The 26,362-nt window shown below is 69.6% G+C and carries 24 protein-coding genes; 9 read left to right on the top strand and 15 right to left on the bottom strand.

The features are described 5' to 3' along the window. Window positions 1-7: 7 nt before the first annotated feature. The 3 genes from ASC87_RS03665 to ASC87_RS03655 all read right to left on the bottom strand — a co-directional run bounded on the left by ASC87_RS03665 (window position 8) and on the right by ASC87_RS03655 (window position 3,472). Complete coding sequence (locus ASC87_RS03665; protein ID WP_255358878.1) at window positions 8-817, bottom strand: thymidylate synthase; 810 nt, start codon at window positions 815-817, stop codon at window positions 8-10. Window positions 818-893: 76 nt separating this feature from the next. Further along, window positions 894-1,550 carry an OmpA family protein gene (locus tag ASC87_RS03660; protein WP_056656973.1) on the bottom strand — a complete coding sequence of 219 codons (657 nt, stop codon included), beginning with the start codon at window positions 1,548-1,550 and terminating at the stop codon, window positions 894-896. A 107-nt stretch (window positions 1,551-1,657) separates the two neighbouring features. Then, window positions 1,658-3,472, bottom strand: coding sequence for an ABC transporter transmembrane domain-containing protein (locus tag ASC87_RS03655; RefSeq protein ID WP_056656823.1), 1,815 nt, complete (start codon window positions 3,470-3,472; stop codon window positions 1,658-1,660). A 98-nt stretch (window positions 3,473-3,570) separates the two neighbouring features. On the opposite strand from ASC87_RS03655, the gene ASC87_RS03650 reads away from it, so the two are divergent. From ASC87_RS03650 to ASC87_RS03635, 4 genes are all read left to right on the top strand, one after another. After that, window positions 3,571-4,053: a MarR family winged helix-turn-helix transcriptional regulator gene (locus ASC87_RS03650; protein ID WP_056656820.1), complete on the top strand. Its 483-nt coding sequence runs from the start codon at window positions 3,571-3,573 to the stop codon at window positions 4,051-4,053. 89 nt (window positions 4,054-4,142) lie between these two features. Further along, the gene (locus ASC87_RS03645) at window positions 4,143-5,612 is read left to right on the top strand and encodes an efflux transporter outer membrane subunit (protein WP_157603826.1); all 1,470 of its coding nucleotides are present in this window, start codon (window positions 4,143-4,145) and stop codon (window positions 5,610-5,612) included. Between the two features lie 33 nt (window positions 5,613-5,645). Then, window positions 5,646-6,923 (top strand): HlyD family efflux transporter periplasmic adaptor subunit, encoded by a 1,278-nt coding sequence (locus tag ASC87_RS03640; protein WP_056656815.1) that lies wholly within the window; start codon window positions 5,646-5,648, stop codon window positions 6,921-6,923. A gap of 19 nt (window positions 6,924-6,942) precedes the next feature. Continuing rightward, window positions 6,943-8,505 (top strand): DHA2 family efflux MFS transporter permease subunit, encoded by a 1,563-nt coding sequence (locus ASC87_RS03635; RefSeq protein ID WP_056656811.1) that lies wholly within the window; start codon window positions 6,943-6,945, stop codon window positions 8,503-8,505. Between the two features lie 12 nt (window positions 8,506-8,517). Here ASC87_RS03635 and ASC87_RS03630 read toward each other — a convergent pair whose 3' ends face one another. Then, entirely contained in the window at window positions 8,518-8,811 is a 294-nt protein-coding gene (locus ASC87_RS03630) for a DUF2917 domain-containing protein (RefSeq protein ID WP_056656808.1), read from the bottom strand. A gap of 152 nt (window positions 8,812-8,963) precedes the next feature. On the opposite strand from ASC87_RS03630, the gene ASC87_RS03625 reads away from it, so the two are divergent. Next, window positions 8,964-10,442, top strand: coding sequence for a PLP-dependent aminotransferase family protein (locus tag ASC87_RS03625; protein ID WP_056656805.1), 1,479 nt, complete (start codon window positions 8,964-8,966; stop codon window positions 10,440-10,442). A 12-nt stretch (window positions 10,443-10,454) separates the two neighbouring features. Here ASC87_RS03625 and ASC87_RS03620 read toward each other — a convergent pair whose 3' ends face one another. From ASC87_RS03620 to ASC87_RS03610, 3 genes are all read right to left on the bottom strand, one after another. Next, window positions 10,455-11,066, bottom strand: a complete 612-nt coding sequence (locus tag ASC87_RS03620) for an exopolysaccharide biosynthesis protein (protein ID WP_056656802.1) — start codon at window positions 11,064-11,066, stop codon at window positions 10,455-10,457. Between the two features lie 77 nt (window positions 11,067-11,143). Then, window positions 11,144-11,830 (bottom strand): Bax inhibitor-1 family protein, encoded by a 687-nt coding sequence (locus ASC87_RS03615; RefSeq protein WP_056656799.1) that lies wholly within the window; start codon window positions 11,828-11,830, stop codon window positions 11,144-11,146. A gap of 105 nt (window positions 11,831-11,935) precedes the next feature. Next, on the bottom strand, window positions 11,936-12,685 hold the full coding sequence (locus ASC87_RS03610; protein WP_056656796.1) for a TerC family protein: 750 nt from the start codon (window positions 12,683-12,685) through the stop codon (window positions 11,936-11,938). A gap of 113 nt (window positions 12,686-12,798) precedes the next feature. Here ASC87_RS03610 and nhaR point away from each other — a divergent pair, with 113 nt between their 5' ends. After that, the gene (gene nhaR / locus ASC87_RS03605) at window positions 12,799-13,695 is read left to right on the top strand and encodes a transcriptional activator NhaR (RefSeq protein WP_056656793.1); all 897 of its coding nucleotides are present in this window, start codon (window positions 12,799-12,801) and stop codon (window positions 13,693-13,695) included. 13 nt (window positions 13,696-13,708) lie between these two features. On the opposite strand, the gene ASC87_RS03600 is transcribed toward nhaR, so the two are convergent. Together ASC87_RS03600 and ASC87_RS03595 are read right to left on the bottom strand one after the other, a co-directional pair. After that, window positions 13,709-15,394 (bottom strand): sensor domain-containing diguanylate cyclase, encoded by a 1,686-nt coding sequence (locus tag ASC87_RS03600; protein ID WP_056656790.1) that lies wholly within the window; start codon window positions 15,392-15,394, stop codon window positions 13,709-13,711. A 99-nt stretch (window positions 15,395-15,493) separates the two neighbouring features. Further along, window positions 15,494-16,612, bottom strand: coding sequence for a lipocalin-like domain-containing protein (locus ASC87_RS03595; protein ID WP_056656787.1), 1,119 nt, complete (start codon window positions 16,610-16,612; stop codon window positions 15,494-15,496). A gap of 6 nt (window positions 16,613-16,618) precedes the next feature. Here ASC87_RS03595 and ASC87_RS03590 point away from each other — a divergent pair, with 6 nt between their 5' ends. Next, the gene (locus tag ASC87_RS03590; protein WP_157603825.1) at window positions 16,619-19,468 is read left to right on the top strand and encodes a DEAD/DEAH box helicase; all 2,850 of its coding nucleotides are present in this window, start codon (window positions 16,619-16,621) and stop codon (window positions 19,466-19,468) included. Window positions 19,469-19,579: 111 nt separating this feature from the next. Then, window positions 19,580-20,704 (top strand): HPP family protein, encoded by a 1,125-nt coding sequence (locus tag ASC87_RS03585; protein WP_056656782.1) that lies wholly within the window; start codon window positions 19,580-19,582, stop codon window positions 20,702-20,704. A 180-nt stretch (window positions 20,705-20,884) separates the two neighbouring features. Here ASC87_RS03585 and ASC87_RS03580 read toward each other — a convergent pair whose 3' ends face one another. The 5 genes from ASC87_RS03580 to ASC87_RS03565 all read right to left on the bottom strand — a co-directional run bounded on the left by ASC87_RS03580 (window position 20,885) and on the right by ASC87_RS03565 (window position 23,514). After that, a complete protein-coding gene (locus ASC87_RS03580; RefSeq protein WP_056656779.1) occupies window positions 20,885-21,433 on the bottom strand; it encodes a DUF3617 domain-containing protein in 549 nt (182 codons plus the stop codon). Window positions 21,434-21,529: 96 nt separating this feature from the next. Beyond that, window positions 21,530-22,540 carry a PHB depolymerase family esterase gene (locus tag ASC87_RS03575; RefSeq protein WP_056656776.1) on the bottom strand — a complete coding sequence of 337 codons (1,011 nt, stop codon included), beginning with the start codon at window positions 22,538-22,540 and terminating at the stop codon, window positions 21,530-21,532. 12 nt (window positions 22,541-22,552) lie between these two features. Beyond that, on the bottom strand, window positions 22,553-23,002 hold the full coding sequence (locus ASC87_RS03570; RefSeq protein ID WP_056656773.1) for a CHRD domain-containing protein: 450 nt from the start codon (window positions 23,000-23,002) through the stop codon (window positions 22,553-22,555). 83 nt (window positions 23,003-23,085) lie between these two features. After that, a complete protein-coding gene (locus tag ASC87_RS31555; RefSeq protein WP_157603824.1) occupies window positions 23,086-23,256 on the bottom strand; it encodes a hypothetical protein in 171 nt (56 codons plus the stop codon). A gap of 72 nt (window positions 23,257-23,328) precedes the next feature. Further along, entirely contained in the window at window positions 23,329-23,514 is a 186-nt protein-coding gene (locus tag ASC87_RS03565) for a CsbD family protein (RefSeq protein ID WP_056656770.1), read from the bottom strand. Between the two features lie 220 nt (window positions 23,515-23,734). On the opposite strand from ASC87_RS03565, the gene ASC87_RS03560 reads away from it, so the two are divergent. Beyond that, window positions 23,735-24,505 carry a hypothetical protein gene (locus ASC87_RS03560; protein WP_157603823.1) on the top strand — a complete coding sequence of 257 codons (771 nt, stop codon included), beginning with the start codon at window positions 23,735-23,737 and terminating at the stop codon, window positions 24,503-24,505. Here the strand turns inward: ASC87_RS03560 and ASC87_RS03555 are convergent. Continuing rightward, a complete protein-coding gene (locus ASC87_RS03555) occupies window positions 24,499-26,325 on the bottom strand; it encodes an ATP-binding protein (protein ID WP_056656764.1) in 1,827 nt (608 codons plus the stop codon). The two genes, ASC87_RS03560 and ASC87_RS03555, sit on opposite strands and share 7 nt — an antisense overlap. Window positions 26,326-26,362 lie beyond the last annotated feature (37 nt).

The raw sequence follows: 26,362 nt of genomic DNA, 5'->3' as shown, positions 1-26,362 counted from the left end.
CATCACCTCACACCGCCACAGGCGCCTTGATGGCCGGATGGTGTTCGTACCCCACCACTTCGAAGTCCTCGTACTCGTAGTCGAAGATCGAGTCGGGGCGGCGCTTGATGCGCAGCGTGGGGTAGGGGTGCGGCGTGCGCGACAGCTGCAGCGCCACCTGTTCGGCGTGGTTGCTGTAGATGTGGCAGTCGCCGCCGGTCCAGATGAAGTCGCCCACCTGCAGGTCGCACTGCTGCGCCACCATGTGGGTCAGCAATGCGTAGCTGGCGATGTTGAAGGGCACGCCGAGGAAGATGTCGGCGCTGCGCTGGTACAGCTGGCAGCTCAGGCGGCCGTCGGCCACGTAGAACTGGAAGAAGGCGTGGCAGGGCATCAGCGCCATCTTCGAGAGGTCGGCCACGTTCCACGCGCTCACGATGATGCGGCGGGAATCGGGGTTGGTCTTCAGCGTGCGGATGACGTCGGCGATCTGGTCGATGTGGCCGCCGTCCGGCGTGGGCCAGGAGCGCCACTGCACGCCGTAGACCGGGCCCAGGTCGCCGTTTTCGGCGGCCCATTCGTCCCAGATGGTGACCCCGCGTTCCTGCAGCCAGCGTGCGTTGCCGTCGCCGCGCAGGAACCACAGCAGTTCCAGCACGATGGACTTCAAGTGCACCTTTTTCGTGGTGACCAGCGGGAAGCCCTCGTTCAGGTCGAACCGCATCTGGTGGCCGAACACGCTGCGCGTGCCGGTGCCGGTGCGGTCACCCTTCTCGACACCGTGTTCGGCCACGTGGCGCATGAAGTCTTCGTACTGGGTGCGGACGGGTCGGGTCACGGGGGGCTTTCGGCGGTGGAATCCGCGATTATAAAAAAAGGCGCCGGGAGGCGCCTTTCGAGGGGATCGGGCGAGGTCAGGCCGGTTCGCGGATGAAGATTTCCACGCGCCGGTTCTGCGCGCGGCCCGAGTCGGTCGCATTGCTGGCCACCGGTTCGCGGTCGCCGCGGCCGGCGGTGTGGATGCGCGAGGCCGACACGCCACGGGCGCTCAGGTAATCGCGCACGCTCTGGGCGCGTTCGAGCGACAACGGGTTGTTGATGGCGTCGCTGCCGGTGCTGTCGGTGTGGCCGATGATGGTGACCTCGGCCTTCTGGTCGCCGTGCAGGCTGTTGGCGAAGCTGTCGAGCACGCCGCGCAGCTGCGGCTGGATGGCGGCGCTGCCGGTGTTGAACGACACATCGTTCGGCACGTTCAGCTTGAGCTGGTTGTCGTCGGTGCGGGTGACGTCGACACCCGTGCCCTGGGTGGCCTGTTCCATCTGCTTGCGGCGGTCTTCCTGGCGCTTGGACCACAGGTTGCCGGCGATGGCACCCACCGCGCCGCCGATGGCCGCGCCGGTGCCGGCCTTGCCGCCGGTGGCCGCGCTGATCACCGCGCCGCCCACGGCACCGATGCCGGCGCCGGTGGCCGTGCCCTTCTGGCGTTCGCTCATGTTTTCGCAGCCGGCCAACAGCAGGGCGGCGGCGCTGAGGCCGAGGACGGTGGCGCGGAAGGGAAGGGTCTTGTTCATCATTTTGATCTCCTGCAGGAATGCTTGTATGCGCAGTGTGTGGCGAAGGGTGACTGCGCGTCTGTCGGACGACTCTAACGTCGGGTGTGGGGCGGCGCCTACGTGGGTCAGACGTCGAACTGCAACGCCGCCAGCCTCGCATAGAGCCCGCCCGCTGCGGCAAGTTCCGTGTGGGTGCCGGTCTCGACGATGCGCCCGTGTTCCATCACCACGATGCGGTCGGCCCGCTGCACGGTGGCCAGGCGGTGGGCGATGACGATCGTGGTGCGGTCCTTCATGGCCCGCTCCAGCGCAGCCTGCACCATGCGTTCGCTTTCGGCGTCGAGTGCGCTGGTGGCCTCGTCCAGCAGCAGCAGCGGCGGGTTCTTCAGCATGGCGCGGGCGATGCTGATGCGCTGGCGCTGTCCGCCCGACAGGCGCACGCCACGCTCGCCGAGGAAGGTCTTGTAGCCTTCGGGCAACGCGGTGATGAAGTCGTCGGCGAAGGCCGCGCGGGCGGCCGCGATGACCTCGTCGTCGGCGGCGTCGGGGCGGCCGTAGCGGATGTTTTCCATCGCGTCGGCCGAGAAGATGACGCTGTCCTGCGGCACGATGCCGATGCGGTCGCGCAACGCGTCGAGCGCCGTGTCGCGCACGGACACACCGTCCACCGACACCGAACCGTGCGCCGTGTCATAGAAGCGCAGCAGCAGCTGCAGCACGGTGCTTTTTCCCGCACCGCTCGGCCCCACGAGGGCCACGGTTTCGCCCGCGCGCACATGCAGCGTGAAGTCGGCGAGAGCCAGCTGGCGCGGACGCGACGGGTAGCGGAACTCCACATGGTCGAACAGCACCGTGGAGCCACCCTGCGTGGGCGGCAATGCGGCGGGGTGTGCGGGCGACAGGATGGGCGAGCGCGTGGCGAGCAGTTCCATCAGGCGCTCGGTGGCGCCGGCGGCGCGGAGCAGGTCACCGTACACCTCGGCCAGCACCGCCACCGAGCTGACGAGGATCACCACGTACACCACCGTCTGGCCCAGGTGGCCGGCGCTGATGTCGCCCGCGATCACGGCCTGCGTGCCCTGGTACAGGCCCCACAGCAACGCGCCGAACGTGGCGGTGATGATGAAGGCCACCAGCCCCGAACGCACGCGGGTGCGGCGGATGGCGGTGGCAAACCCGTTTTCGGTGGCGCCGATGAAGCGGGTGGCTTCGCGGTGTTCCGCGGTGTAGCTCTGCACCACCGGCACGGCGTTGAGCACCTCGGCCGCGATGGCGCTGGCGTCGGCCACGCGGTCCTGGCTGGCGCGGGACAGCTTGCGCACGCGCCGGCCGAAGTACAGCGACGGCAGCACCACCAGCACGAGAAGCCCGAGCACCTGGGTCATCACGAGCGGGTTGGTGACGATCAGCATGCCCATGGCCCCGATGCCCATCACACTGTTGCGCAGGCCCATGCTGAGGCTCGACCCCACCACCGTCTGCACGAGCGTGGTGTCGGTGGTCAGGCGCGAAAGCACCTCGCCGGTCTGCGTGGTCTCGAAGAACTCCGGGCTCTGGCGCACGACGTGGCTGTACACCGCGTTGCGCAGATCGGCCGTGACGCGCTCGCCCAGCCACGAGACCATGTAGAAGCGCGCGGCGGAGAACAGGCCCAGCGCGGCGCCCACCGCGAAGAGGGCGACGAAATGACCGCGCAGCGCCAGCACGCGCTGGCCGGGGTCGGCCGAAACCAGGCCCTGGTCGATCAGGGACTTGAGCGCCACCGGGAACACCAGGGTGGTGGCCGCGGCGAGCACGAGGAACAGCGCGGCGAGCATGATGCGCCCGCGGTACGGGCGCAGGAAGGGGCCGAGGCCGCTCAGCGAGCGCACGTTCCTGGCGGGTTGGGCGGGGGCGGGGACGGCGGAAGTCACGTTTTCGGGGGCGGGCACGGCGGTCATGCGGCAGTGTAGCCATCCGGGCAGGGGCCGAGTCGGGGCGGGCGCATTTTGCATTGCAAGCCTTGACAATGATTGCCTAGGCATCTAAAGTTGGCCCCATGCCACGCTCAACCGTTCCCGCCGACTTCTATCACGCCGACACCTACGCTGCCGAGGCGAGCGTCGGGTTCATGATGCGCCGCGTGCTGTTGAGCATGGTCCAGGAAACCGGCCGGCGCCTCGAGCCGCATGGCATCACCCACGCGCAGTGGCAGCCCCTGTTGAAGCTGCTGCTCGGCAAGGCGTCCACGGTGGCCGAACTGGCCCGCGAGTTGGAGATGGATCCCGGCGCCACCACGCGCCTGCTCGATCGGCTCGAGGCCAAGGGGCTTTGCCGCCGCATCCGTTCCGCCACCGATCGCCGCGTGGTCAACGTGGAACTCACGCCTGAAGGCGAGCAGGTTGCCCAGCACATTCCGCGCGCCCTCAGCGAGGTCATGAACTACCACCTCGCCGGTTTTTCGAAGAGCGAATGGCTTGCCCTGAAGGGCTACCTGCACCGGATGCTCGACAACGGCGAAGCATTCCGCCAGGAACCTTGAGACCGCCGAGCCGCAGTGCCGCCGCTTTTTCCGCCCAAATGAATGCCTAGGCAATTAAAGCCTTGTCAAGTTTCTCCAGGATGTTCAACATGAACGCACTTTCCACTTCCCGAGAGCCTTCGCCCGCCGTGCCGCGCCACGCCGGCTGGCTGGTCGTCTCCGCATTGGTTGCGGCACTGGCGTCCACGCTGGTGCTCACGTTGGCCGGCTGCGCGAGCTACGCCGGCATCGAGCCCCGTGCCACCGCGATCGAGCCGGCGCGTGCCGGCCTCGTTCCGGCGGACACCGCCGCGCCGGCCGTGCCCGAAGCCTGGTGGTCGGGCTTCGGCGACAGCACGCTCGACGGCCTGGTCCAGCAGGCGCTGGCCGGCAGCCCCACGCTGAAGGTGGCCCAGGCCCGGCTCGACCGTGCCGCCGCATCGGTGGACGGGTCGCGTGCCAACGACGGCATCCAGGGTGACCTGTCGCTCGAAGCCTCCCGCCAGCGCTACACCGAGAACGGCATGATCCCGAAGCCGCTGGCCGGCGCCATCGAGGACAGCGGCACGCTGCAGGTCAAGGCGTCCTACGAATTCGACTTCTTCGGGCGCAACCGCGCGGCCATCGAGGCCGCCGTGGGCGCGCAGCGCGCGTCGGAGGCCGACATCGCTGCGGCCCGTGTGCTGCTCGCGAGCCAGGTGAGCCGCACCTACCTGCAACTCGCCCGCCTGGCCGAGCAGCGCGACGTGGCCGCACGGGCGCTGGCCCAGCGCGACGAGATGCTCTCGCTGATCCGCCAGCGCGTGGCCGCCGGCCTGGACACGCAGGTGGAGCTGCGCCAGGGCGAGGGCGCGCTGCCAGAGACCCGGCAGCAGCTGGAGGCCTTCGACGAACAGATGGCGATCACGCGCCACGCACTTGCCGCCCTCACGGCGCAGGCCCCGTCGGCGCTCGACGGCCTCACGCCGCGCCTGCAGCAGGTGCACGCACTGGCGCTGCCCGACACATTGCCGGTGGACCTGCTGGCCCGCCGGGCGGACGTGAGCGCGGCCCGCTGGCGCGTCGAGGCGGCGTCGCAGGACACCCGGTCCGCGAAGGCCCAGTTCTACCCCAACGTGAGCCTCACCGGTTTCGCCGGCTTCTCCAGCATCGGCCTCGACCGCCTGCTCAAGAGCGGCAGCCAGCAGTACGGCATCGGCCCGGCCATCCACCTGCCCATCTTCGACACGGCCCGGCTGCGCGCCAACCTGCGCGGCAAGACGGCCGACGTGGATGCCGCGGTGGAAACCTACAACGCGGCGGTGATCGACGCCGTGCGCGACGTGGCCGACCAGCTGACCTCCATCCAGTCGATCGAACGCCAGCAGCGCGAGCAGCGCCAGGCCGGAACGGCCGCCGAATCGGCCTACGACCTGGCCACGCAACGCTACAAGGCCGGCCTGGGCACCTACATCACGGTGCTCACCGCGGAATCGAACGTGCTCGCGCAGCGCCGCTCGGCCGCCGACCTGCAGGCCCGTGCGCTCGACACCCAGGTGTCGCTCGCCCGTGCCCTCGGTGGCGGCTACGCCGCCCGCTGAACCCTCTCACACCGCCGCCCCGGAGTACCCGCCATGAACGCCCCGCAAACCACCGCAGCCCCCGCCACCAACCCCGCCCGCAAGAAGGCGCTGACGGCCATCGCCGCGGCCGTCGTCGTGATCGGCGCCGCCTACGGCGCCTACTACGCGCTCGTGCTGAACCATTTCGAGACCACCGACAACGCCTACGTGCAAGGCAACGTGGTGCAGCTGACCCCGCAGGTGGGCGGCACCGTGCTGGCCATCAACGCGGACGACACCGACTTCGTGAAGGCCGGCCAGCCGCTCGTCAGGCTCGACCCGGCGGACGCCCGCGTGGCACTCGACCAGGCCGAGGCGCAACTGGCCCAGACCGTCCGCGAAGTGCGCACCCTGTTTGCGAACAACGCCACGCTGAAGGCCCAGATCGCGCTGCGCGAGGCCGACCTGGCCCGTGCCGAGAGCGAGCTGGTCCGTGCGCAGGACGACGTGAGCCGCCGCACCCCGCTCGTGGCCACGGGGGCCGTGGGCAAGGAGGAATTCAACCACGCCAATGCCCAGCTGTCTGCCGCACGCAGTGCGGTGGCAGCCGCCAGGTCGGGGGTGGTGGCCGCGCGTGAGCAGCTGATGTCGAACCAGTCCCTCACCGACAACACGTCGGTGGAACAACATCCGAACGTGCAGCGCGCGTCGGCACGCGTGCGCGAGGCCTACCTGGCCCTCAAGCGCGCGGACCTGCCGGCACCGGTGGACGGCTACATCGCCAAACGCAGCGTGCAGGTGGGCCAGCGTGTGCAGGCCGGCGCGCCGCTGATGTCGGTCATCGCGCTCGACCAGGTGTGGGTCGACGCCAACTTCAAGGAAAGCCAGCTGCAGAGCCTGCGCATCGGCCAGCCGGTGACGCTGAAGGCCGATGTGTACGGCAAGAAGGTCGAGTACCACGGCAAGGTCGAGGGCCTCGGCGCTGGCACCGGAGCGGCGTTTGCGCTGCTGCCGGCGCAGAACGCCACCGGCAACTGGATCAAGGTGGTGCAGCGTGTGCCGGTGCGTGTGTCGATGGACCCGCGCGAACTCGCCGGCCACCCGCTGCGCGTGGGCCTGTCGATGGAGGCCAAGGTCGACATCAGCGACACCAGCGGCAAGACCCTGGCCGACGCACCGCGCCGCGCCGCCGTGGCGCAGACGGCCGTGTTCGATGTGACCGACCAGCAGGCCGAATCCGAGGTGAACCGCATCGTCGCCACCAACCTGGGCCGGCCCGTGAAGGCCTCGGCGCCGCTGCAAATCGGGGCGGCCGCGCCGGTGTCCGCGAGCCTCGCGCTCGCGAAGTGACCGGCGGGAGCGTCACACCATGTCGACCTCCATCGCCAAGCCGCCCGGCGCGTTCCCGCCGCTGACCGGCAGCCAGCTCGTGATGGGCACCATCGCGCTGTCGCTGGCCACCTTCATGAACGTGCTGGACAGCTCGATCGCCAACGTGTCGATCCCCGCCATCTCGGGCGACATGGGTGTGAGCCCGGCCCAGGGCACCTGGGTCATCACGTCGTTCGGCGTGGCCAACGCCATCTCGGTGCCGCTCACCGGCTGGTTGACCCAGCGTTTCGGGCAGGTGCGCCTGTTCATCGCGAGCATCCTGCTGTTCGTGATCTCGTCGTGGCTGTGCGGCCTGGCGCCCAACATCGGCATGCTGATCGCCTTTCGCGTGCTGCAGGGGCTGGTGGCCGGTCCCATGATCCCGCTGTCACAGACGCTGCTGCTGTCGAGCTACCCGCCCGCCATGGCGGGCATGGCGATGGCGATGTGGGCCATGACGGTGCTGGTGGCGCCGGTGGTGGGACCGCTGCTCGGCGGCTGGATCACCGACAACATCTCGTGGCCGTGGATCTTCTACATCAACATCCCGGTGGGCCTGGCCGCCGCCGCCGCCGCGTGGTCGATCTACCGCAAGCGCGACGCCGGCCCGAAGCGGGTGCCGCTCGACTACGTGGGCCTTGGCCTGCTGGTGCTGTGGGTGGGCGCGCTGCAGATCATGATCGACAAGGGCAAGGAACTCGACTGGTTCGAGTCGGGCGAGATCATCACGCTGGCCGTCGTGGCGGTGGTGGGGTTCCTCGTCTTCCTCGCGTGGGAGCTGACCGAGAAGAACCCGATCGTGGACCTGCGCCTCTTCAAGGGCCGCAACTTCACGCTGGGCACCGTGTCGCTCGCCGTGGCCTACGGCCTCTTTTTCGGCAACGTGGTGCTGATGCCGCTGTGGTTGCAGCAGTACATGGGCTACACCGCCACGTGGGCTGGCATCGCGCTCGCGCCGGTGGGGCTGCTCGCCATCGTGCTGTCGCCGTGGGTGGGCAAGAACGTGGGCCGCATCGACCCGCGGCGCCTGTCCACGGTGGCCTTCGTGGGGTTCGCGATCGTGCTGTGGATGCGCTCGCAGTTCAACGCGCAGGCCGACCTGATGACGATCCTGGTGCCCACCTTGCTGCAGGGCGCGGCCATGGCGTTCTTTTTCATTCCGCTGCAGGCCATCGTGTTCTCGGGGCTCACGCCCGACCGCATGCCTGCCGCGGCGGGCCTCAGCAACTTCGTGCGCATCACGGCGGGGGCGATGGGCACGTCGATCTTCACCACGGCCTGGGAAAACCGCGCGGTGATGCACCACGCGCACCTCGCCGAGTCGGTGAACCGCACCAACGATGCGGCCACCGCCGTGCTGGGCCAGCTGGGTGCCGCCGGCTACTCGAACGACCAGGCCCTGGCCACGATCAACCGCCTCGTGGACCAGCAGGCCTACACGATGGCCGCCACCGACGTGTTCTACGTGTCGGCCGTGCTGTTCGTGTTGCTCATCGGCATGGTGTGGACCACGCGGCCCGCGAGGGGTAGTGCCGCCGCCGACGTGGGCGGCGCGCACTGAGAGGCCCCGCGGTCAGGTGCCGGGGACCAGGCGCAGCAGTGCCGTCCCCGATCCCACGTTTTCGATCACCACTGCGTGGGCCTGGCCCAGCGCGTGCCGGCCACCCGGGCCCACGAAGTGGTCCTGCGTGTCGCCGGCCGCGGTGATCCACAGCCGGCCCTCCATCACCTCGACCCTCAGGCCGCGGCCATGGCGCAGCGCCAGCACCGCGCCGGCCGCGATGCGGAACGGGGCATGGGCAGGAACGGCCGGCACGGGCGAAGCCGAAGCCGGGGCGGCGGAGGCGGAGAAGGTCAGGGTGTTCATGGCCCCAACCTTATGCCGCGGTTCCAACGGCCGCCAGACACAGGGCCCGTGACCTGGACAAGTACAGTGGCGCCCGTTTCGGGGGCTGTGTTGGTCGGCTTCGGGCCATTCTGTACTGGTCAACCCATCGTGGGTCAGTACAGAATGGACGCATGACGTCCGATGGTGCGCTTTATCTCCAACTCGCCCAGACGATCGCCAACGCGATCCGCGCCGGCACGCTCGCCGCGGGCGAGCGCGTGCCCTCGGTGCGCGAGATGGCGCGGCAGGAGGGGGTGTCGCTGTCCACGGTGATCCAGGCCTACCGGTCGCTGGAAGATGCGCACCTGATCGAGGCACGCCCCCGCTCCGGCTACTTCGTGTCCGCCCGCCCGCCGGGCCTCCCGCAACCCGAAACCTCCCGCCCGCCGGCCGCGTCGATGCCGGTGGATGTCAGTTCGCTCACCACCCAGGTCATGCGCCTGGCCACCGATCCACGCTACATCTCGTTCGGCGCCGCGTGCCCCAGCGCCGAACTGTTCTCGCAGGACCGCGTGCGCCGCGCTGTCAGCCGTGCCACGCAGCGCAACCGCCAGAGCCTGTGCAACTACCCGCTGGGGGTGGGTGAGGAATCGCTGCGCCGCGCCATCGCGCGACATGGGCTGCGCATGGGCTGCCAGCTCGATGCCCGGGACGTGGTGGTCACGAACGGCTGCATCGAGGCCATCACGCTGTGTCTGCGTGCCGTCACCCAGCCGGGCGACATCGTCGCGCTCGAGTCGCCCACGTACTTCGGGTTCCTGACCATCCTCGAGAGCCTGCACCTGCGGGCGCTCGAGATCCCCACGCACCCGCGCACCGGCGTGTCGCTCGACGCCTTGCAGCTCGCGCTCGACACCCAGCCGGTGAAGGCCGTGCTGATCGTGCCCACGCTGTCGAACCCCATGGGCGCCACGCTGTCGCTCGACGACCGGGCGCGCCTGGCCGCCATGATGTCGCGGCACAACGTGCCACTGATCGAGGACGTGCTCTACAACGACCTGGCCGAACACGACGACATGCGCCGTGCCGTCAAGTCGTTCGACACCACCGGGCACGTGATGATGTGCGGGTCGTTTTCGAAGACCGTGGCCCCCGGCATCCGCCTGGGCTGGGTGGAGGCGGGCCGGTGGGGCGCCAAGGTGGCGGCACTGAAGGCGGCCACCAGCGGGGCGCAGACGGCGGTGCTGGAGCTGGCCATGGCCGACTTGCTCACGCAGCCAGGCACCGAGGCCAGCTATCGCCAGCTGCGCGCCACCGTGGCGGTGCGGGTGGACGATGCGCGCGGCATCATCGCGCAGAGTTTCCCGCCGGGCACCCGTGTCACCGACCCGCCGGGCGGGTTCATCCTGTGGGTCGAATTGCCGTCCGACGTGGATTCGTTCGAGCTGTTCCGCAGGTGCCTGGCCGAGTGCATCGTGTTCGCGCCGGGCACCATGTTCAGCGCCACCGACCGCTACCGCCACTGCATCCGCCTCGGCGTGGGCGGCCGCTGGGACAACGCCCAGCGCGAGGCCCTTCGCCGCATCGGTGAAATCGCGTCCGAGATGGCCCGCGTGAAGCGGCCGCCGGCCCTGGGAGGGGCGGTGCACCGCCCCGAACTGGTGGACTGAACCCCGCGAGAGTCAGAACAGGTGGGCGATCACCAGCATTGCCGCCTTGAGCATGCCGGCCAGCACCCCGGCCACCAGCGCGATGGCCGCCACGGTGGTGGCCAGCCCGGCGATCACCCACACCCCGTCGCGTTCCAGCACGCCGAGTGCCATCAGGCTGATGGCAGCGGCCGGCAGCATGTTGCCGAACGGGATGGGGAGCACCAGGATCACCGCGAGCAGCAGGCACACGAGGCCGATCACGCGCTCACCCACGGGCGACGTGATCCACAGCAGCCGGGGCTTGAGCAGCCTCTCGGCGCGGGCGAGCCAGGGTGCGAGGCGCACCACGATGGCGGCGAAATCGGTGCGGGCCACCGACCGCTTGGCGATGAACTGGGGCAGCCAGGGCGACAGCCCGAGCGCGAGCTGCGCCGTCAGGAAGACAAGCGGGGTGCCGAGCACGGACGACGTGCCCGGGGGCATCGGGATGGCGTTGGGCAGCGCGAAGATCAGCAGCAGGGCCGCGAGTGCCCGGTCGTCCAGTGCGCGAAGCAGCTGGCCGATGGAGATGCGGGGGCGCGTGGTGTCGGAGGCGATCTCGAACAGCACGTCTGACAGCGGGCGCCCGGAAGGGGAGTGCATGGGGGAACATTCTCCTTCACGACACAGGAACGAAAAAGCGGGGCCCGAAGGCCCCGCTTGCGGGTTTCAGGACGAGGTCACTCGTCGCGGCTGCCACCCAGGCCGAACAGCATCAGCAGCGACTGGAACACGTTGTAGAGGCTCAGGTACACCCCCAACGTGGCGCTGATGTAGTTGGTTTCAAGGCCGTCCTGCACACGCTTGAGGTCGTGCAGGATGAAGGCCGAGAAGATGCCGATGGCCAGCACGGCGAGCGTGATCATCAGCGCGCTCGACTGCAGGAAGATGTTGGCGATGCCCGCCACCAGCAGCAGGATGGCGCCGATGAAGAGCCACTTGCCCATCGCGGACAGGTCGCGCTTGATCACCGACGATAGCGTGGCCATCCCGAAGAAGATGGCGCCCGTGCCGGCAAAGGCCATCATGATCAGGCCGGCACCGTTGGCCATGCCCAGCACCACGCCCACCATGCGCGACAGCATCACGCCCATGAAGAACGTGAACGCGAGCAGCAGTGCCACACCCGCGGAGGAGTGCTTGGTCTTTTCGATGGCGAACATGAAGCCGAACGCGCCTGCGAGGAACACGATGGCGCCCAAGCCACCGGACAGGGCGGCGCCCACGCCGGTGACAAGGCCGATCCACGCGCCGAGCACGGTGGGAACCATCGACAGCGCGAGCAGCCAGTAGGTGTTGCGGAGCACGCGGTTGCGTGTTTCCGAGGAGGTCGGGAAACCGTAGGCGGTTTGCAGGGACTGGTTCATCTGGGGTCCTTTCAAAGAAGGGAAGCGATGGGCCATTCTGGGTGGCCCAACACTTCGCGTAAATGCGAATTTTCAGCAGGAATACTTCGGGAAAAGGCGAGGTATTCAGTTCGCCGCAAGGAGCATGCGCTTCTTCCGCGCGCGGATGTTGAGGGCCTCCACCGCGAGCGAGAACGCCATGGCTGCGTAGATGTAGCCCTTCGGCACGTGGGCATCGAACGCTTCCGCGGTGAGCGCCATGCCCACCATCACGAGGAAGGCGAGGGCCAGCACCTTGACCGACGGGTGGCTGTCGACGAAATCCCCGATGGGCTTGGCCGCGAACAGCATGACCGCCACGGAGGTGACGACGGCGGCAACCATCACGCCGATCTGGTCCACCATGCCCACCGCGGTGATGACCGAGTCGAGCGAGAACACGATGTCGATCACGGCGATCTGGCCCACGATGCCCCAGACCATGCCGCGGCGCGCGGCGGCGGCCGCTTCGGGGGACGTGGCCGGCGGGCCGTCCTGTTCGCGGGCTTCCACCTCGACGAAGATCTCGTGCGACGCCTTGTAGAGCAGGAAGAGGCCACCCAGCAGCAGCACCAGGTCGCGTCCGCTGATGCCCTGGCCGGCCACCGTGAACAGGTCGGCGGTAAGGCCCATCACCCAGCTGAGCGAGAACAGCAGCGCGAGGCGCGAGACCATCGCGAACCCGAGGCCCAGGCGGCGTGCGAAGTCGCGCTGCTCGGGCGGCAGGCGGCCCACGAGGATGGAGATGAAGATGATGTTGTCCACCCCGAGCACGATCTCGAGGGCGGTGAGCATGCCGAAGGCAATCCAGATGTTGGGGTCGAGCAGGAATTCCATGGCGTGGCCTCGTCAGTCTTGAATAGGGGGCAATGTACCGAGTGCGACGTTTCGCGTAAATTCGAGCTTTTCAGCCAGATGCTGCGGAAAAACCGCAGTATCGACTTCCGCCCGTGAACTTCAAGCACCTGCACTACTTCTGGGCCACCGCCAAGGCCGGCGGCATCGTGCGGGCCGGCGAACAGCTGCACATCAGCCCGCAGACGCTCTCGGGCCAGATCAAGCTGCTCGAGGACCGCCTCGGTTGCCGTCTCTTCCGCAAGAGCGGCCGCCGGCTCGAACTCACCGAACAGGGGCGGGTGGCACTCGGGTATGCCGACCAGATCTTCGCGTTGTCGACCGAGATGGAGGCGGCCATCGGCGCCGCCACCGAAGGAGAACACGTCGTGGATTTCCGCGTCGGCATCGCGGATTCGGTGCCCAAGTCCATCGCGTACCGGCTGCTGGAGCCGGCGCTCGGGCTGCCCGAGACGGTGCGGCTCATCTGCACCGAAGGCAAGTTCGAGGACCTGCTGGCCCAGATGGCCGTGCACCGCATCGACCTGGTCATCGCCGACGAGCCCATGAGCAAGCAGCTGAGCGTGAAGGCGTTCAACCACGCGCTCGGCACCACGGCCATGAGCTTCTTTGCGTCGCCGGCACTCAAGCGCACGCTCAAGGGCACGTTTCCGCACAACCTCGACGGTGCGCCCATGCTGATCCAGGGCTCGGCCTCGGCCATGCGGCAGCGGCTCGAGTTGTGGCTCACGCAGCAGCAGGTGCACCCGCGCGCCATCGGTGAATTCGACGACGCGGCCCTGATGAAGGCCTTCGGCCGGGAAGGACGAGGCGTGTTCATGTCGCCGCGTGTGCTGGAGGAGGAAACCTGCGAGCAGTACGGCGTGCAGGTGGTGGGCCGCACCGAGGAACTGGTGGAGGAGTTCTACGCGATCTCGGTCGAGCGGCGCATCACGCACCCGTGCGTGGTGGCGATCACGCAGGCGGCCCGGGGGCGGTTCCTGCGGTTGTGAGCCTGTCAGCCTCTCAGGCCTGCAGGCGCGGCGGTGTGCCCTGCGCCGCCGCGGCGGGCATGCCGGCATACAGCCGGAACATGCCGCGGCCACTGTGCTTGGCCGCGTGCAAGGCTTCGTCGGCGTGGGCCATGGTGTCGGCGAGGGGCTCGGCGGGGTTGGACCACACCGCGCCGCCCACGCTCGCGCTGATGCGCAGGTTGCTCAGCGTGCGGTAGCTCATGGGGCGCTGCAGTTCGGCGAGCACGCGGGCGGCGATGCTGCGGGCCAGGCCGGCGGCCTCGCCGAGCGGGCAGGTCAGCAGCAGCATGAACTCGTCGCCGCCGAGGCGGAACACAGGGTCGCCTGCGCGCGCGGCCTGGCGCAGGCGGCGCGCCACCTGCACGAGCACCTCGTCGCCGGCGGCGTGGCCGTAGCGGTCGTTGACCTCCTTGAAGCCATCGAGGTCCACGCACAGCACGCAGGCCTCGTACGTCCCGTCGGCCAGTGCGACGCGCAGGGACTCCGTCATCTCGGGCAGGTAACCCCGGTTCCACACGCCGGTCAGGGGGTCGCGGCGGGCCTTGTCGGCCAGCTGGCCCATGGAATCATCGCGCTCCTTCACCGTGGCCTGCAGCCGGGTGACGGCGGCGGCAATCTGCTGGACGTCGCTGCGGCGCTGGGACCTGGGGCCCGCGCCCTGCGCGGGCGATCCCGGGGGGCGCAACGACCGGGCCAGTTGCTCGACCGGTGCGACCACGCGGCCGATCACCCAGCAAGCGACCAGGGCGGCCAACGCGCCGGCACCCAGTGCCCAGCCATAGGCTTCGGGCCGGGCGGCCTGCACGGACGTGGCGGCGGCAGCCTGGGTGTCTCGGGCCACCACGCGCCAGCCGAAGCCGGTGAAGTCACCAAGCGGCCGGCTTTCCGAGACGCTGGTGAGGGCCTCCTGGCCGTCGCTCCACGTCTCGACGCCCCAGCGTTCGCCGAGCGCGGCGATGCGGGGCAGCTGCAGCACGGGGTTGGGGATTCCCTTTTCCGCGGGCAGCAGCATCTGGCCGCGGGCGTCGAAGATCATCAGTTGCGGCGCGCGCGCGGCGCCGCGCGGGCGCAGCACCGATTGACGGAGCTGTTCGGCCCATTCCCAGCTCAGGTGCAGTGCCAGCGCGCCACGGATGGTGCCGTCGGGGCCGCGGAGTGGGGCGGCCACGTCCACGAACTTGACGGATTCACCGGGCGGGTGCGGCACCAGCTTGGCCAGCAGTGCGGCCTCGTGCACGTCTCCGGTCCACAGGCCCTGGATGCCGTTCAGGAACACCGGGCGGGTGGCGATGGATTGGCCCACCAGCACGCCGTCGGTGGCGGCGAGGACGGTGCCCTCGCGGTCGGTGATGCCGAGCCAGGCATAGGAGCTCAGCGTGGCCTTGAGCCGTTCGAGGGCCCTGCGGGCGGCATCGGCGTCGGTGAAGTGGCGCAGCTCGTCGAGTTCCGACAGCAGCTGCACGTCGCGGGCGCGGGCGGCCATCTCCTGCGAGAGCCGCTCGGCCATGTCGTGGGCCACCTGGAGCTGCTGGTTGCCGGCATCCTGGCGGGCCAGGCTGGCGTCGTGCCGGGCCAGCCATTCACCTCCGCCGACGGCCAGCGTGGCGACCAGCAGGCACACCGACCACCTCACCTGCGCACGCAGCGACCACTGGCGGGGAGGGGTGAACGTCGACATGGATGGAAATTCCGGGTTCCTTCCATTGTGGGCGCGGATTGACCCGTGTGTGTGCGGATAAGCGCGCGGTTCCGCGCCCATTTGCACGAAATGCGGGGGTCACAGCTGCAGGCGGCTTGCGTAACCGGTCATCTCCAGGTAGCCGCGGCCCACCCGCCGGCCCTCCGCGTCGCGCAGGTCGCTCAGCCCCTCCCAGTACCAGGCGCCGGTGCTGGCCCGGCTGTCGAGTTCCTGGGCGTCGAGCAGCGCGGCCACGGTGAAATGCCCGGCCGGGGTGTCCACCGTCCAGGCGACGGGGTACCGGGCCTGCGACGCCGGACTTTGCCACGTGCGGCCGGCGGTGAACGTGACGCTGTCCGACGAAAAGATCAGCACCGGCCCACCCGGGCGGCGGAAGCTGCCGCCGGCGAACAGCGCCGTGCCGTCCGCCCGGCGCAGGCGGAAGGCGGTGAGGGCGCTGCCATCGTCGAGGTTCATGCCGATCCAGTCCCAGCCCTGGGCCTCGGGTGCCATCAGGGCGGTACTCCATTCGTGGTCCAGCCAGGCTCGCCCGGTGATGGCGGTGGCCCGCCCCCGCTGGGTGACGGTGCCGGTGACGGCCAGCTGCGGTTCGCTGTAGTAATGGGAGTTGTGTTGCGGATCGGGGCCCTTCTGCGACCAGCCGTCCAGCCCCTGCAGCAACGGCGGCTGGGTGGTGGCCAGTGCCAGGTCCAGGGAAAAACCGGCCGCGGGGCTGCGCACGCGGACGGTGTACCGGCCGTCGTTCACCGGGCCGTCGCGCGCCAGGCGCCAGTCGCGCAGCCGGACGTCGGTGCGGCCCTCGGCCGCACCCGCGGCGCCGAACCCGGCCCGGGCCACCCGCTGGTCGTGGTGCTGGCGGCCGGCAGCCAGGTCGGTCAGTGCCGCATGGCCGAACACCAGCTCCCGCGGGGCAAACCGGCTGGGGTGGCTGGTGGCCATGCCGGTGGTGGCGCGAAAAAACGTCACCTGGAACCCCCACAGCCGATCGCCGGCCGACAGGGTGCCGGTGAGGTACCACCACTCGGTGCGGGTGCCCGGGTGGGCGCCGAAATCATGGGGCAGGTGCACCGCCGGAGGGCGCGAAATGGCCCCCGCGACCCCCCAACAGGGCAGCGCGGCCAGCGAAAACAGCAGATTGCGTCGATTCGAGTTCAAAAGTACCTCCGTCCTGCCCGACAATCGAGGGTTGCCGCCCATTTGCTCATGATCGAATTCTCTCTTCCCCCCGACTTTGATTTTGGCCAGCAGTTCGACCGCGTCACGCTGACGCGCGCGATGGCCTTGAACCCTGACCAGTCCGTGCTGTCCATGCACACGCACGGCAGCACGCTGCTCACGCGCATGCAGGGCCTCGGCCTGGCTGCGTACGACCAGCGCATCACCTTGCCCTTCGACCGGCTGGGCCTGCGCGTGCAGGGCCATTGCACCTGCCCGGTCGGGCTGAACTGCCCCCACGTGGCCGCCGCGCTGATGGCGTTCGAGGCCCGCGAGATCCGCCGCAAGAAGAACCCCGAGTTGGCGCCGGCCGTGCGCCCGCTCGGTGGCACGCCGCCACCGCCGCCCGCCGCCGCACGCCAGGCCGAACGCCCGGTGGAGAACCTCGGCACGCTGCAGCTGGTGCCGGTGCTGCGCCTCACCACCGCGGTGGATGTGGCCTCCGAAGCGCTGCTGCACCACCGCTACGGGTCGAACGCGTCGCGCAACACCACGCTGCGCCAGGCCTCGGCCCAGTTCATCCTACGCTACGTGCCCGAAAACGGCGCGCCGCTCGAGTACCACTACCCGGCGGGTGCCGCCGAGCAGACGCTCGCCGAGCGCGCCGACCCCGCCCACCCGGGGCAGACGAGCGCCGTGCGCTTTCAGCGCCAGGGCAAGGAAGAGGCGGCGGCACTGCTGGTGCTGTTCAACGAACTCGGCTTCCGGCCGTGGAGCCTCGCCGCGGGGCTGGCCCACAACCGGCTGACCAAGGTGGGCGCCCGCGCGGCCCACACCACGCCGCATGCGCTCGAAGGCCAGCCGCTGGTGCTGGTGCCCCAATTGCGCGACCAGTGGCCCACGCTGCTCGCCAAGCAGTTGCCCGAACTGCAGGCCCGCGGCTGGGCCATCGAACTCGCCGACGACTTCCCGTACGAGATGCACAACGCGGACGAATGGTCCGTAGACGTGGAGGAGGCCCCCGACGGCAACTGGTTCACGCTGGGCCTGAAGGTGTCGGTGGAAGGTGAACCGGTCGACCTGGTGCCGTTGCTCGTGGGCCTGGTGCAGACCGGCTGGCTCAAGCTCGATGCCGCGCTGCGCGACCCCGACGGCGACGTGCTCGTGCCGTGGCCCGGCAACGAGCCGGTCCTGCCGGGCCGCCCGGTGCGCCAGCGCCTGCTGCGTGTGCCCGTCAAGCGCGTGGCGCCGCTGATGGACTGGCTGCGCACGGTGTTCGAGGCCAACGGACGCGACGCGCCGCTGCGCATGTCCCGCTATGACCTCGGCGCCATGGACGACCTGTCCGTGGGTGCCAAGATCACGGCCCCCACGAGCTTCACCGCGCTGATCGAGCAGGTGCGGGCGCTGCGCATCGGCGAGGGCCTGCCGGTGGTGCAGCCGTCGCCCCACGTCAACGCCACGCTGCGGCACTACCAGCAGGACGGCCTGTCCTGGATGGACTTCCTGCGCCGCGCACAGCTCGGCGGCGTGCTCGCCGACGACATGGGCCTCGGCAAGACGCTGCAGGCCCTCACGCTGCTGCAGGGTGAGCTCGACGCGGGCCGGCTCGACCGTCCGTGCCTCGTCATCGTGCCCACCAGCCTGATCGGCAACTGGGCGGCCGAGGCGCACAAGTTCACACCGCAGCTCAAGACGCTGGTGCTGCACGGCCCGCAGCGCATGCAACACTTCTCGAAGATCCCGAAGGCGCACGTGGTGATCACGAGCTACCCGCTCGCCGTGCGCGACGTGGACACGCTCGCCGGCCAGGAATGGCACTACCTGATGCTCGACGAGGCGCAGCGCATCAAGAACGCGCGCAGCCAGGCGGCGCTCAGCGTGAAGGGCCTGCGCGCCCGCCACCGCCTGTGCCTGAGCGGCACGCCGCTCGAGAACCACATGGGCGAACTCTGGAGCCTGATCGACTTCGTGTGCCCGGGCCTGCTCGGCAACGAGAAGGAATTCCGCGAGCACTACCGCAACCCCATCGAGAAGCGCCAGGAATCGGCGCTGGCCACCCACCTCGCGCGGCGCGTGCGCCCCTTCATCCTGCGCCGCACCAAGCAGCAGGTGGCGAAGGAACTGCCGGACAAGACCGAGACCCACCTGCGCGTGCAGCTCTCGGGCGCCCAGGCCGACCTGTACGAAACCGTGCGCGCCACGATGGACAGCAAGCTGCGCGAGGCCATCGAGAAGCAGGGCCTGGCCCGCAGCCAGATCATGGTGCTCGACGCGCTGCTGAAGCTGCGCCAGGTGTGCTGCGACCCGCGCCTCATCAAGACCGGTGGCGACGCCGCCGTGAAGGTGGCGCCTTCGGCCAAGATGGAGCTGCTGCTCGACCTGCTGCCCACGCTGGTGGAGGACGGCCGGCGCATCCTGCTGTTCTCGCAGTTCACCGAGATGCTCAACCTGATCGAGGCCGAAGTGCAGCGGCTGAAGCTGCCGTACCTGCTGCTGACGGGGGAAACGAAGGACCGGGCGGGGCTCGTCGAGGAATTCCAGACGGGCGACGTGCCGCTGTTCCTGATCAGCCTGAAGGCCGGTGGCGTGGGCCTGAACCTCACCGCGGCCGACACGGTCATCCTGTACGACCCGTGGTGGAACCCTGCGGTGGAACAGCAGGCCATCGACCGCGCGTACCGCATCGGGCAGGACAAGCCGGTGTTCGTCTACAAGCTGCTGGCCGACGGCACGGTGGAAGACAAGATGCTCGAGCTCCAGGCGCGCAAGGCGGGGCTGGCCGACATGCTGCTGTCGGGGGTGGCAAGCGATGCCGCGCTCAACGCGCAGGACTTCGACGAGCTGTTCAAGCCGCTCCCGAAGGCCGGCCTGGTGGCCGTGGACAACGGGGTCTGACGGCGGGGGCCGCCCCGTGCGTCACAGCACGGTGGCGGTCACCCAGGCCTGCGGCCCGGGCTGCGCGAAGCCTTAGGATGTGCGATTGTCCCGCTGCCAGCGACCGTGCCCATGTCCACCCCGATTCCCCGATCGCCCGCCGCCGTGCCGTGGTGGAAGGCCTACTGGCCCGCCCCGCAGAAGGTCGACGGACGGGAGCGGTTGCGCGGGGCGCTCGGGGCGTGCCTGGGCATCGTCATCACCGGGCTGATCGGCCACTTTGTCGGCGGCCCCGGCATGGCGGCGTGGATCGTGGCACCGCTCGGGGCATCGGCCGTGCTCGTGTTCGCCGTGCCGGCGAGCCCGCTCGCGCAGCCGTGGGCCGTGGTGGGGGGCAACACCCTGTCTGCGCTCGTTGGCGTGGCCTGCATGAACCTGGGTGGCACCACCGAATGGGCCGCGGCGCTGGCCGTGGCCGGCGCCATCGGCACGATGTTCGCGCTGCGGTGCCTGCACCCGCCCGGTGGCGCGGCGGCCCTGCTGATGGTGATGGCCGGTGTGACCGACCCGCGGTTCGTGCTGTTCCCGGTGATGCTCAATTCCGTGGTGCTGGTGGCGGTGGGGGTGTTCTACAACAACGCCACGCGGCGCCGTTACCCGCACGCCCAGGTGGTGCCTGAAACCCCCGGGGTGCGCGACGACCTCGATGCCGTGCTGGCACGCTACAACCAGGTGCTCGACATCAGCCGGGACGACCTGCAGGCCCTGCTGGAGCAGACACGCGGAGAAGGGTACCAGCGGCGCCTCGCCGAACTGCACTGCCGCGACGTGATGTCGCGCGACCTGGTCACGGTGGAATTCGGCACCCCGTTGCAGGAGGCCTGGGCGCTGCTGCGGGAGCGGCGCATCAAGGCGTTGCCGGTGGTGGACCGGCTGTTTCGCATCGTGGGCATCGTCACGCTCGCCGACTTCATGCGCACGGCCGAACTCGACCTGCACGAAGGATTCGGCCAGAAGCTCAAGCAACTCATCCGCAGCACGGGCCGCTCACACTCGGACAAGCCCGAGGTGGTGGGCCAGATCATGACCCGCACGGTGCGCGTGGCGAGCGAGCACCGCAAGCTGGTGGACCTGGTGCCGCTGTTCGGCAGCACCGGTCACCACCACATTCCCATCCTGGGCGAACGGGAGCGCCTGGTGGGCATCATCACGCAGTCGGACGTGGTGGCCGTGCTGGCCGATCCGCACCCGAGGTGACATCACCGGTCAGGTGAGGAACCAGATCAACAGGATGATGGGAAGCGGCACACCCACGGCCAGCAACAGCAGCGTTTTCATGATGGGGTCCTTTCAAGTCGATGGACATTGAAAGGGTAGGTGGCACCCCGGGACATGAGAACCGGCGTGCGCCGCACGCCGGTGTCGGACCGCAGGCCCTCAGCGGGCCAGCGGTTTGATGTCGCCGCAGTCGTCGCCGATCCACGTGCCCTTTTGCGTGGTGTCGATGCGCTCGGGCTTGTCGTTGACCTGGGTGTCCACCTGGGCGGTGGCGACCGTGGACGTGGGGCTCAGCAGGCGCACCTCGCCCACACCGCGCGATGGCGGGTTGGTCTGGCACGTGAACGAGACCTTCAGCGTGGTGTCGTCGCGCGACAGCACCTGTTGCGCGCAGTCGCCGGTTTGCACCGGGATGTTGCCGCGTTCGATGTCTTGCGCGGTGAGGCACATGCGCACCGTGGTGGCGCCGTTGCCGATGCTGACGCCGCGCGCCTTCATCATGGCTTCGATCTGGCGGCGCTGTTCCGCTGGCAGCCGGGCAATCTGGGCCTCGGCGTCGGCCATGGCCTTTTCGATCTGGCCGCTCTGGCTCTTCAGCGTGGCGGACTGCTCCCACAGGCCGGGTTTCAGCGGTGCGGTGGTTTGGGCATGGGCCGCGACGGAGGCGGCGGCGAAGGCGATGGCAAGGGTGAGTTGGCAGGCGTTCATGGCGGTCGGTCTGGCGGAAGTCGCCGATGTTCGCACGGCATCGCGCGATGTGGCGCCCTCGGGCCTCCGGGGTTGTTGCGCGATGTGACGGCGGGCTCAGCCCGCCTTGTCGAACTGGCGCGACGCGAAGGCCCACACGAGCCGCGAGGCGTCCGGGCCGTTGGCATCGCTGAACGGGCGTTTGGCCGCGCCGCCGCTCCAGGCGTGGCCCAACGACCCCACCTCGCACAGCGACGCCACGGTGTCGCGGCCGCGCTTGTAGTCGGTGATGGTCATCGCGTGGCGTTGGCCGCGCTGCACCGCGCGCGGCACGGTGGCCCGGGCGCCGGCCGCTTCCGCCCACAGCCGGGCGGAGGTTTCGGCGTTGCGCGCGGACACGACGCTGTCGGCCCCTCCGTGGATGACGATGAGCGGGGGCCAGTCGCTGTCCTGGTCTGGCGACGAGGGCGTGCGGCGCCCCCGCATGGCACCGAGGGCGGACGTGGTTGAACTGGCCGCGCCCGGTGGCACCCCCGAGTGCATGGCGACGGCCTTGAAACGCTCGGGGTGGCGCGTGGCGAGCAGCGCCGCCATGCTGGCGCCGGCCGACATGCCGGCCACCGCCACGCGGGCGGGGTCGACCGGGTACAGCAGGCACACCTGCTTCACCGCGGCCATCAGGATGTCGGCCTCGGCGTGCGCAATGCCCGTGCGGGTCTCGAACCAGTTCCAGCAGCCTTGCGGGTTGGCGCGACGGTCCTGTTCGGGGTACAGCACGAAAAAGCCTTCGCGCGCGGCCAGCGTGTTCATGCGCGTGCTGACCGCGAACGACTTGGCGTCCTGCTGGCAGCCGTGCAGCATCACCATCAGTGGCAGGCGGTCCGAGGCCTTCACGCCGGGCGGACGGTACAGCTGGAAGCGCCGCGTGCCGCCTGCAGCCATCGCGAATCCCGCGATCCAGTCGCCCACGCCGCGAGGCGGCTTGCGCCGCTCCGCGGCGGGCTCGAGCACGGCCTTGGCGGCCCGCGTGGCCGCCTTGCCGGCGAGGCCCAGGTTGGCCCGGGCCACGGCACCGAAGGCGCGTTGGAGCGTCACGCCCCAGGGGACGCTGGCGCGGCGGCGTGCCATCGGTTGCGTGGGTCAGTTGTTCGCGTTGACCTGGCCGCGGATCTCACCACCCGGGTGGGCCGCGGTGTGCAGGTTCACGTACCACTTGCCCGCCATCAGGTCGGCGACCTGTGCGGCAGTGAGGGTGGCCTCGCCCGTGAACGGGCTGGACAGCGGCCCGGTGAACGGCACCACGGGGCCGGCGTTCGAGCCCGGTGCGGCCGGGCCATGCAGGTGGGCGGCTGTCACGGGGCCGGTGAGGCCGGCGTAGCTGACCTTCCACTTCAGCACCGAGGTGTCCTTGTTCAGGCGGGCCTCGAACGAGCCGGTGCCGGGGCTGGCATTGGCCGGCACTTCCGCGCCGCCAGTGAGCTTGGCGCCGAACGTGGGCGCGTGCGTGCCCATCGGGTTCATCGAACAACCCGCCACCAGCACGATGGCGGCCAGGAATGCGGAACGTGACGCGAAAGCGAGTTTCGGCATGGATGTCTCCAGAGTGGCCGGAAGCCTGTTATGGCATACCCGCCGCAGGGACGCCAAAAGCGCCCGTGCGGTCGGAAGGGGCATCAAAGCGATGCGGGCGCGGGGGCACCCGGGTCGCGCACCGGCACCGGCAGGCCTTGTGGTGCCCGCGGGTCGTCGACCGGTTCGGGATCGGGTTCCGGTCGTGGCGGCAGCGGCGGTGGCGGCGGCGTGAGGTCCGGAAGGATGGGGTTCGGTGTGGTGGGGATGGGCATCGGGGGTCCGCGTCGAACGTGCAGGACGGGGCCGGAGACCGGCGGCCGCCCCGCACCGGGTGAGTGGGCCGGTCAGAGCTTGTCCACCGCGTCCTTCACCTTTTCCTTCGCGTCGCCGACGCCAGACTGGATCTTGCCGCCCGCCTTGTCGAGCTTGCCTTCGGCCTGGAGCCGTTCGTTGCCCACCACCTTGCCGGTGGTTTCCTTGATGGCGCCCTTGGCCTGCTCGACACGTCCTTTGACCTGGTCCTTGTTCATGGGGTGTTCCTTTCGCTGCAGTGGATGACAACCGGCACATGGCCGATGGGCCCAATGTGCCCCGGCGGGGAGACAAGGTCTGTCGGTGCGGGCGGCCAATCGGCGTAGGAATCGGCCCACCCCCTTTTCACCGCGTCGACACGCCGCTTACTGCGCCTTACTTGATCCCGTTCACGACGTGCCGACATTCGGAAGGTCAACACTCAACAAGAGAACGAACGTGCTGCAGATTGAATCGACGGGGATGGGCGAGCGTGCGATGTTTCCGGGCCTCTGGGCTGAGGATCGGGCGTGCGAAGGGGCGTTCGAAGGGGCAGGCATCGACGAGGTGGCGCTGCCGTTCTCGGTGCACGTGGTCAGCAGCGAGGAGCAGCTCGAAGCGGTGCAGGCACTGCGCGAGGTGGCGTACGGCCGCCACCTGCCGCACCTGAAGGCGTCGTTCGGCGAGGCCGATCCACTGGACCGCCTGCCTGGCACCACGATCTTCTACGCCGAGGACAAGCTCACCGGCGAGGTGGTGGGCTCGGCCCGCATCCAGACCAACCGCCGTGCGCCGCTGCAGATCGAACGCAGCGTGGCGCTGCCCGATGCATGGCGCGGCCGCCTGCTGGCCGAGATCACGCGTCTCGCGGTGCGGCCCGGCTACACGGGGCCGGTGCGGCTCGCGCTCGTGAAGGCGAGCCACCTGTACTGCATCGCGATGCAGATCGGGGCCGTGCTCGCCGGCTCGCGGCAATCGCTCCTGCGGTCGTACCGGATGCTCGGGTTCGCACCGCTGTTCGAGGACGGACGCCTCGTGCCGCTGGTGCATGCAGGGGGCCTGCCGCACCACGTGCTGGTGCGCGACATGGTGACGGCCGAGGCCGATGCCCGGGCGCGCGACGCCGCCGACTACCCGTTCGTCTTCCGCACGTACCACCCCGACATCGACCTGTTCGCCGCGGTGACCGACCGCGTGGGGCACGGCCTGCGGCCGCGTGTCGCTCACTGAGGCTGGACCGCCAGCGCCTCGGTCAGCACGGCGTGCAGCTGGGCGTCGGTGAACGGTTTGGCGAGGAAGTCGTCCATGCCGGCGGCCAGGCACTGCTCGCGGTCCTGCGGGAACACGTTGGCCGTCAGCGCCACGAGCCGGATGCGCGGCAGGCCCTGCTCGGCCTCGATGGCGCGGATGCGGCGCGCGGCCTCGAAGCCGTCCATGCGCGGCATCTGGCAGTCGAGCAGCACCAGGTCGGGCCGGGCGCCGTGGCTGAGGCGGTCGAGCACCTCGTGGCCGTCGCTCGCGCGCTCGACGGTGAGACCCCAACGCAGCAACGCGGCCTCGGCCACGATGGCGTTGACCTCGTTGTCTTCGGCCAGCAGCACGGTGCCGGCCAATGACACGCCGGCCGGCACTTCGCCGTGGGCCGCCACGGGCCCGGCGCGCACCGGCAGGGGCGTGGATGCAGGCACCGGCGGCAGCGGCAGCTCGATCTCGAACGTGGACCCGGCGCCAGGGCTGCTGGAACAGTCCACGCGGCCACCCATCGCCCGGCAGATGTCGCGGGTGATGCTCAGGCCGAGGCCGGTGCCGCCAAAACGCCGGCTGTTGGAGGTGTCGGCCTGCACGAAAGGCTCGAACAGGCGGCTGAGCATCTTCGCGTTCATGCCCACCCCCGTGTCGATGACCTGGGCGTGGAAGACGCCCGAAGCGTCGGTGCGCGCGATCACCGTCACGCTGCCGTGGTCGGTGAACTTGATCGCGTTGCCAACGAGGTTGAACAGCACCTGGCGCAGGCGAAACGGGTCGGCTGAGCGCAGGCACGGGTGCGGCAGGTCGAGCTGCGTGGTGAGCGCGAGGCCCTTCTCGGTGGCGGCGGGGGCACACATCGCCACGGTATCGTCGACCAGCGCGCGCAGGTCCACCACCTCCGGGTGCAGGTCGATGCCATGGGCGGCGAACCGGGAGAACTCGAGGATGTTGTTGATGAGGCCGAGCAGGTGTTCGCCGCAACGGCGGATCACCCGGGCACCCTCGATGCGCCGTTCGGGCGCGGTGGTGTGCTGCAGCATGTTCACCATGCCGAGAATGCCGTGCAGCGGCGTGCGCAGCTCATGGCTCATGTTCGCGACGAATTCGCTTTTCGCGAGGTTGTCGCGGTGGGCCGATGCGAGGGCTGCCGACAGCTGCGTGGTGAGCCGCTCGTTCGTGAAGCGCAGCGTCAGCATCTCCACCACGATGCGCTCGGACCGGCGCGTGGCGCGCAGCAGCAGCGCGAGGAAGATCAGCACCGTAAAGCCACCGTAGGCCCCGAAGCTGTCGCCCCGCATCAGGAGGCTCACGGCAGCGGGCAGCACGGCGGGCACGGTGTACGCCACGCACGCGATCCAGTCCACGTGCAGCACGAACGCGGCCACCGAACACACGCCGGTCAGGGTGGCCACCATCACGGTGGTGGTGGGGATGTCGCTCATGGGCACGAGCCACACACCGGCGGCGCCCCACACGAGGCCATCGGCGAACAGCATCACCTTGCCCCAGAACAGCCACGACAAGGAGTGAGGCCGGCGCGAGTAGAGCCACACCTGCACGATGCGGGGGATGACCACCAGCACCTTCGCGACAACCCACAGGGTCAGCGGCAGGTCGGGCACGCTGCCGCGCAGGTGGAGTGCGAATCCGAGGGCGAACGCGGTGGCGGCAAACGTGGCCACCGCGGTCTGGCCGAACACCATCGCCATCTGCTCCATGCGCACGCGGGTACGCACGTCGTCGTCGGCCGCGGCGGGCGACGCGGGCACTGCGGGCGCGGTGTGAACCGGGGCTGCTGCCATGGGGCAGATCCGTGGAGCCTGGACCCGTACGTTATAC

The sequence above is a fragment of the Rhizobacter sp. Root1221 genome, from assembly GCF_001425785.1.
GTDB lineage: Bacteria > Pseudomonadota > Gammaproteobacteria > Burkholderiales > Burkholderiaceae_C > Rhizobacter.
Note: the sequence above shows the minus strand (reverse complement) of the source record. Positions and strands in the feature narration are given on the sequence as shown.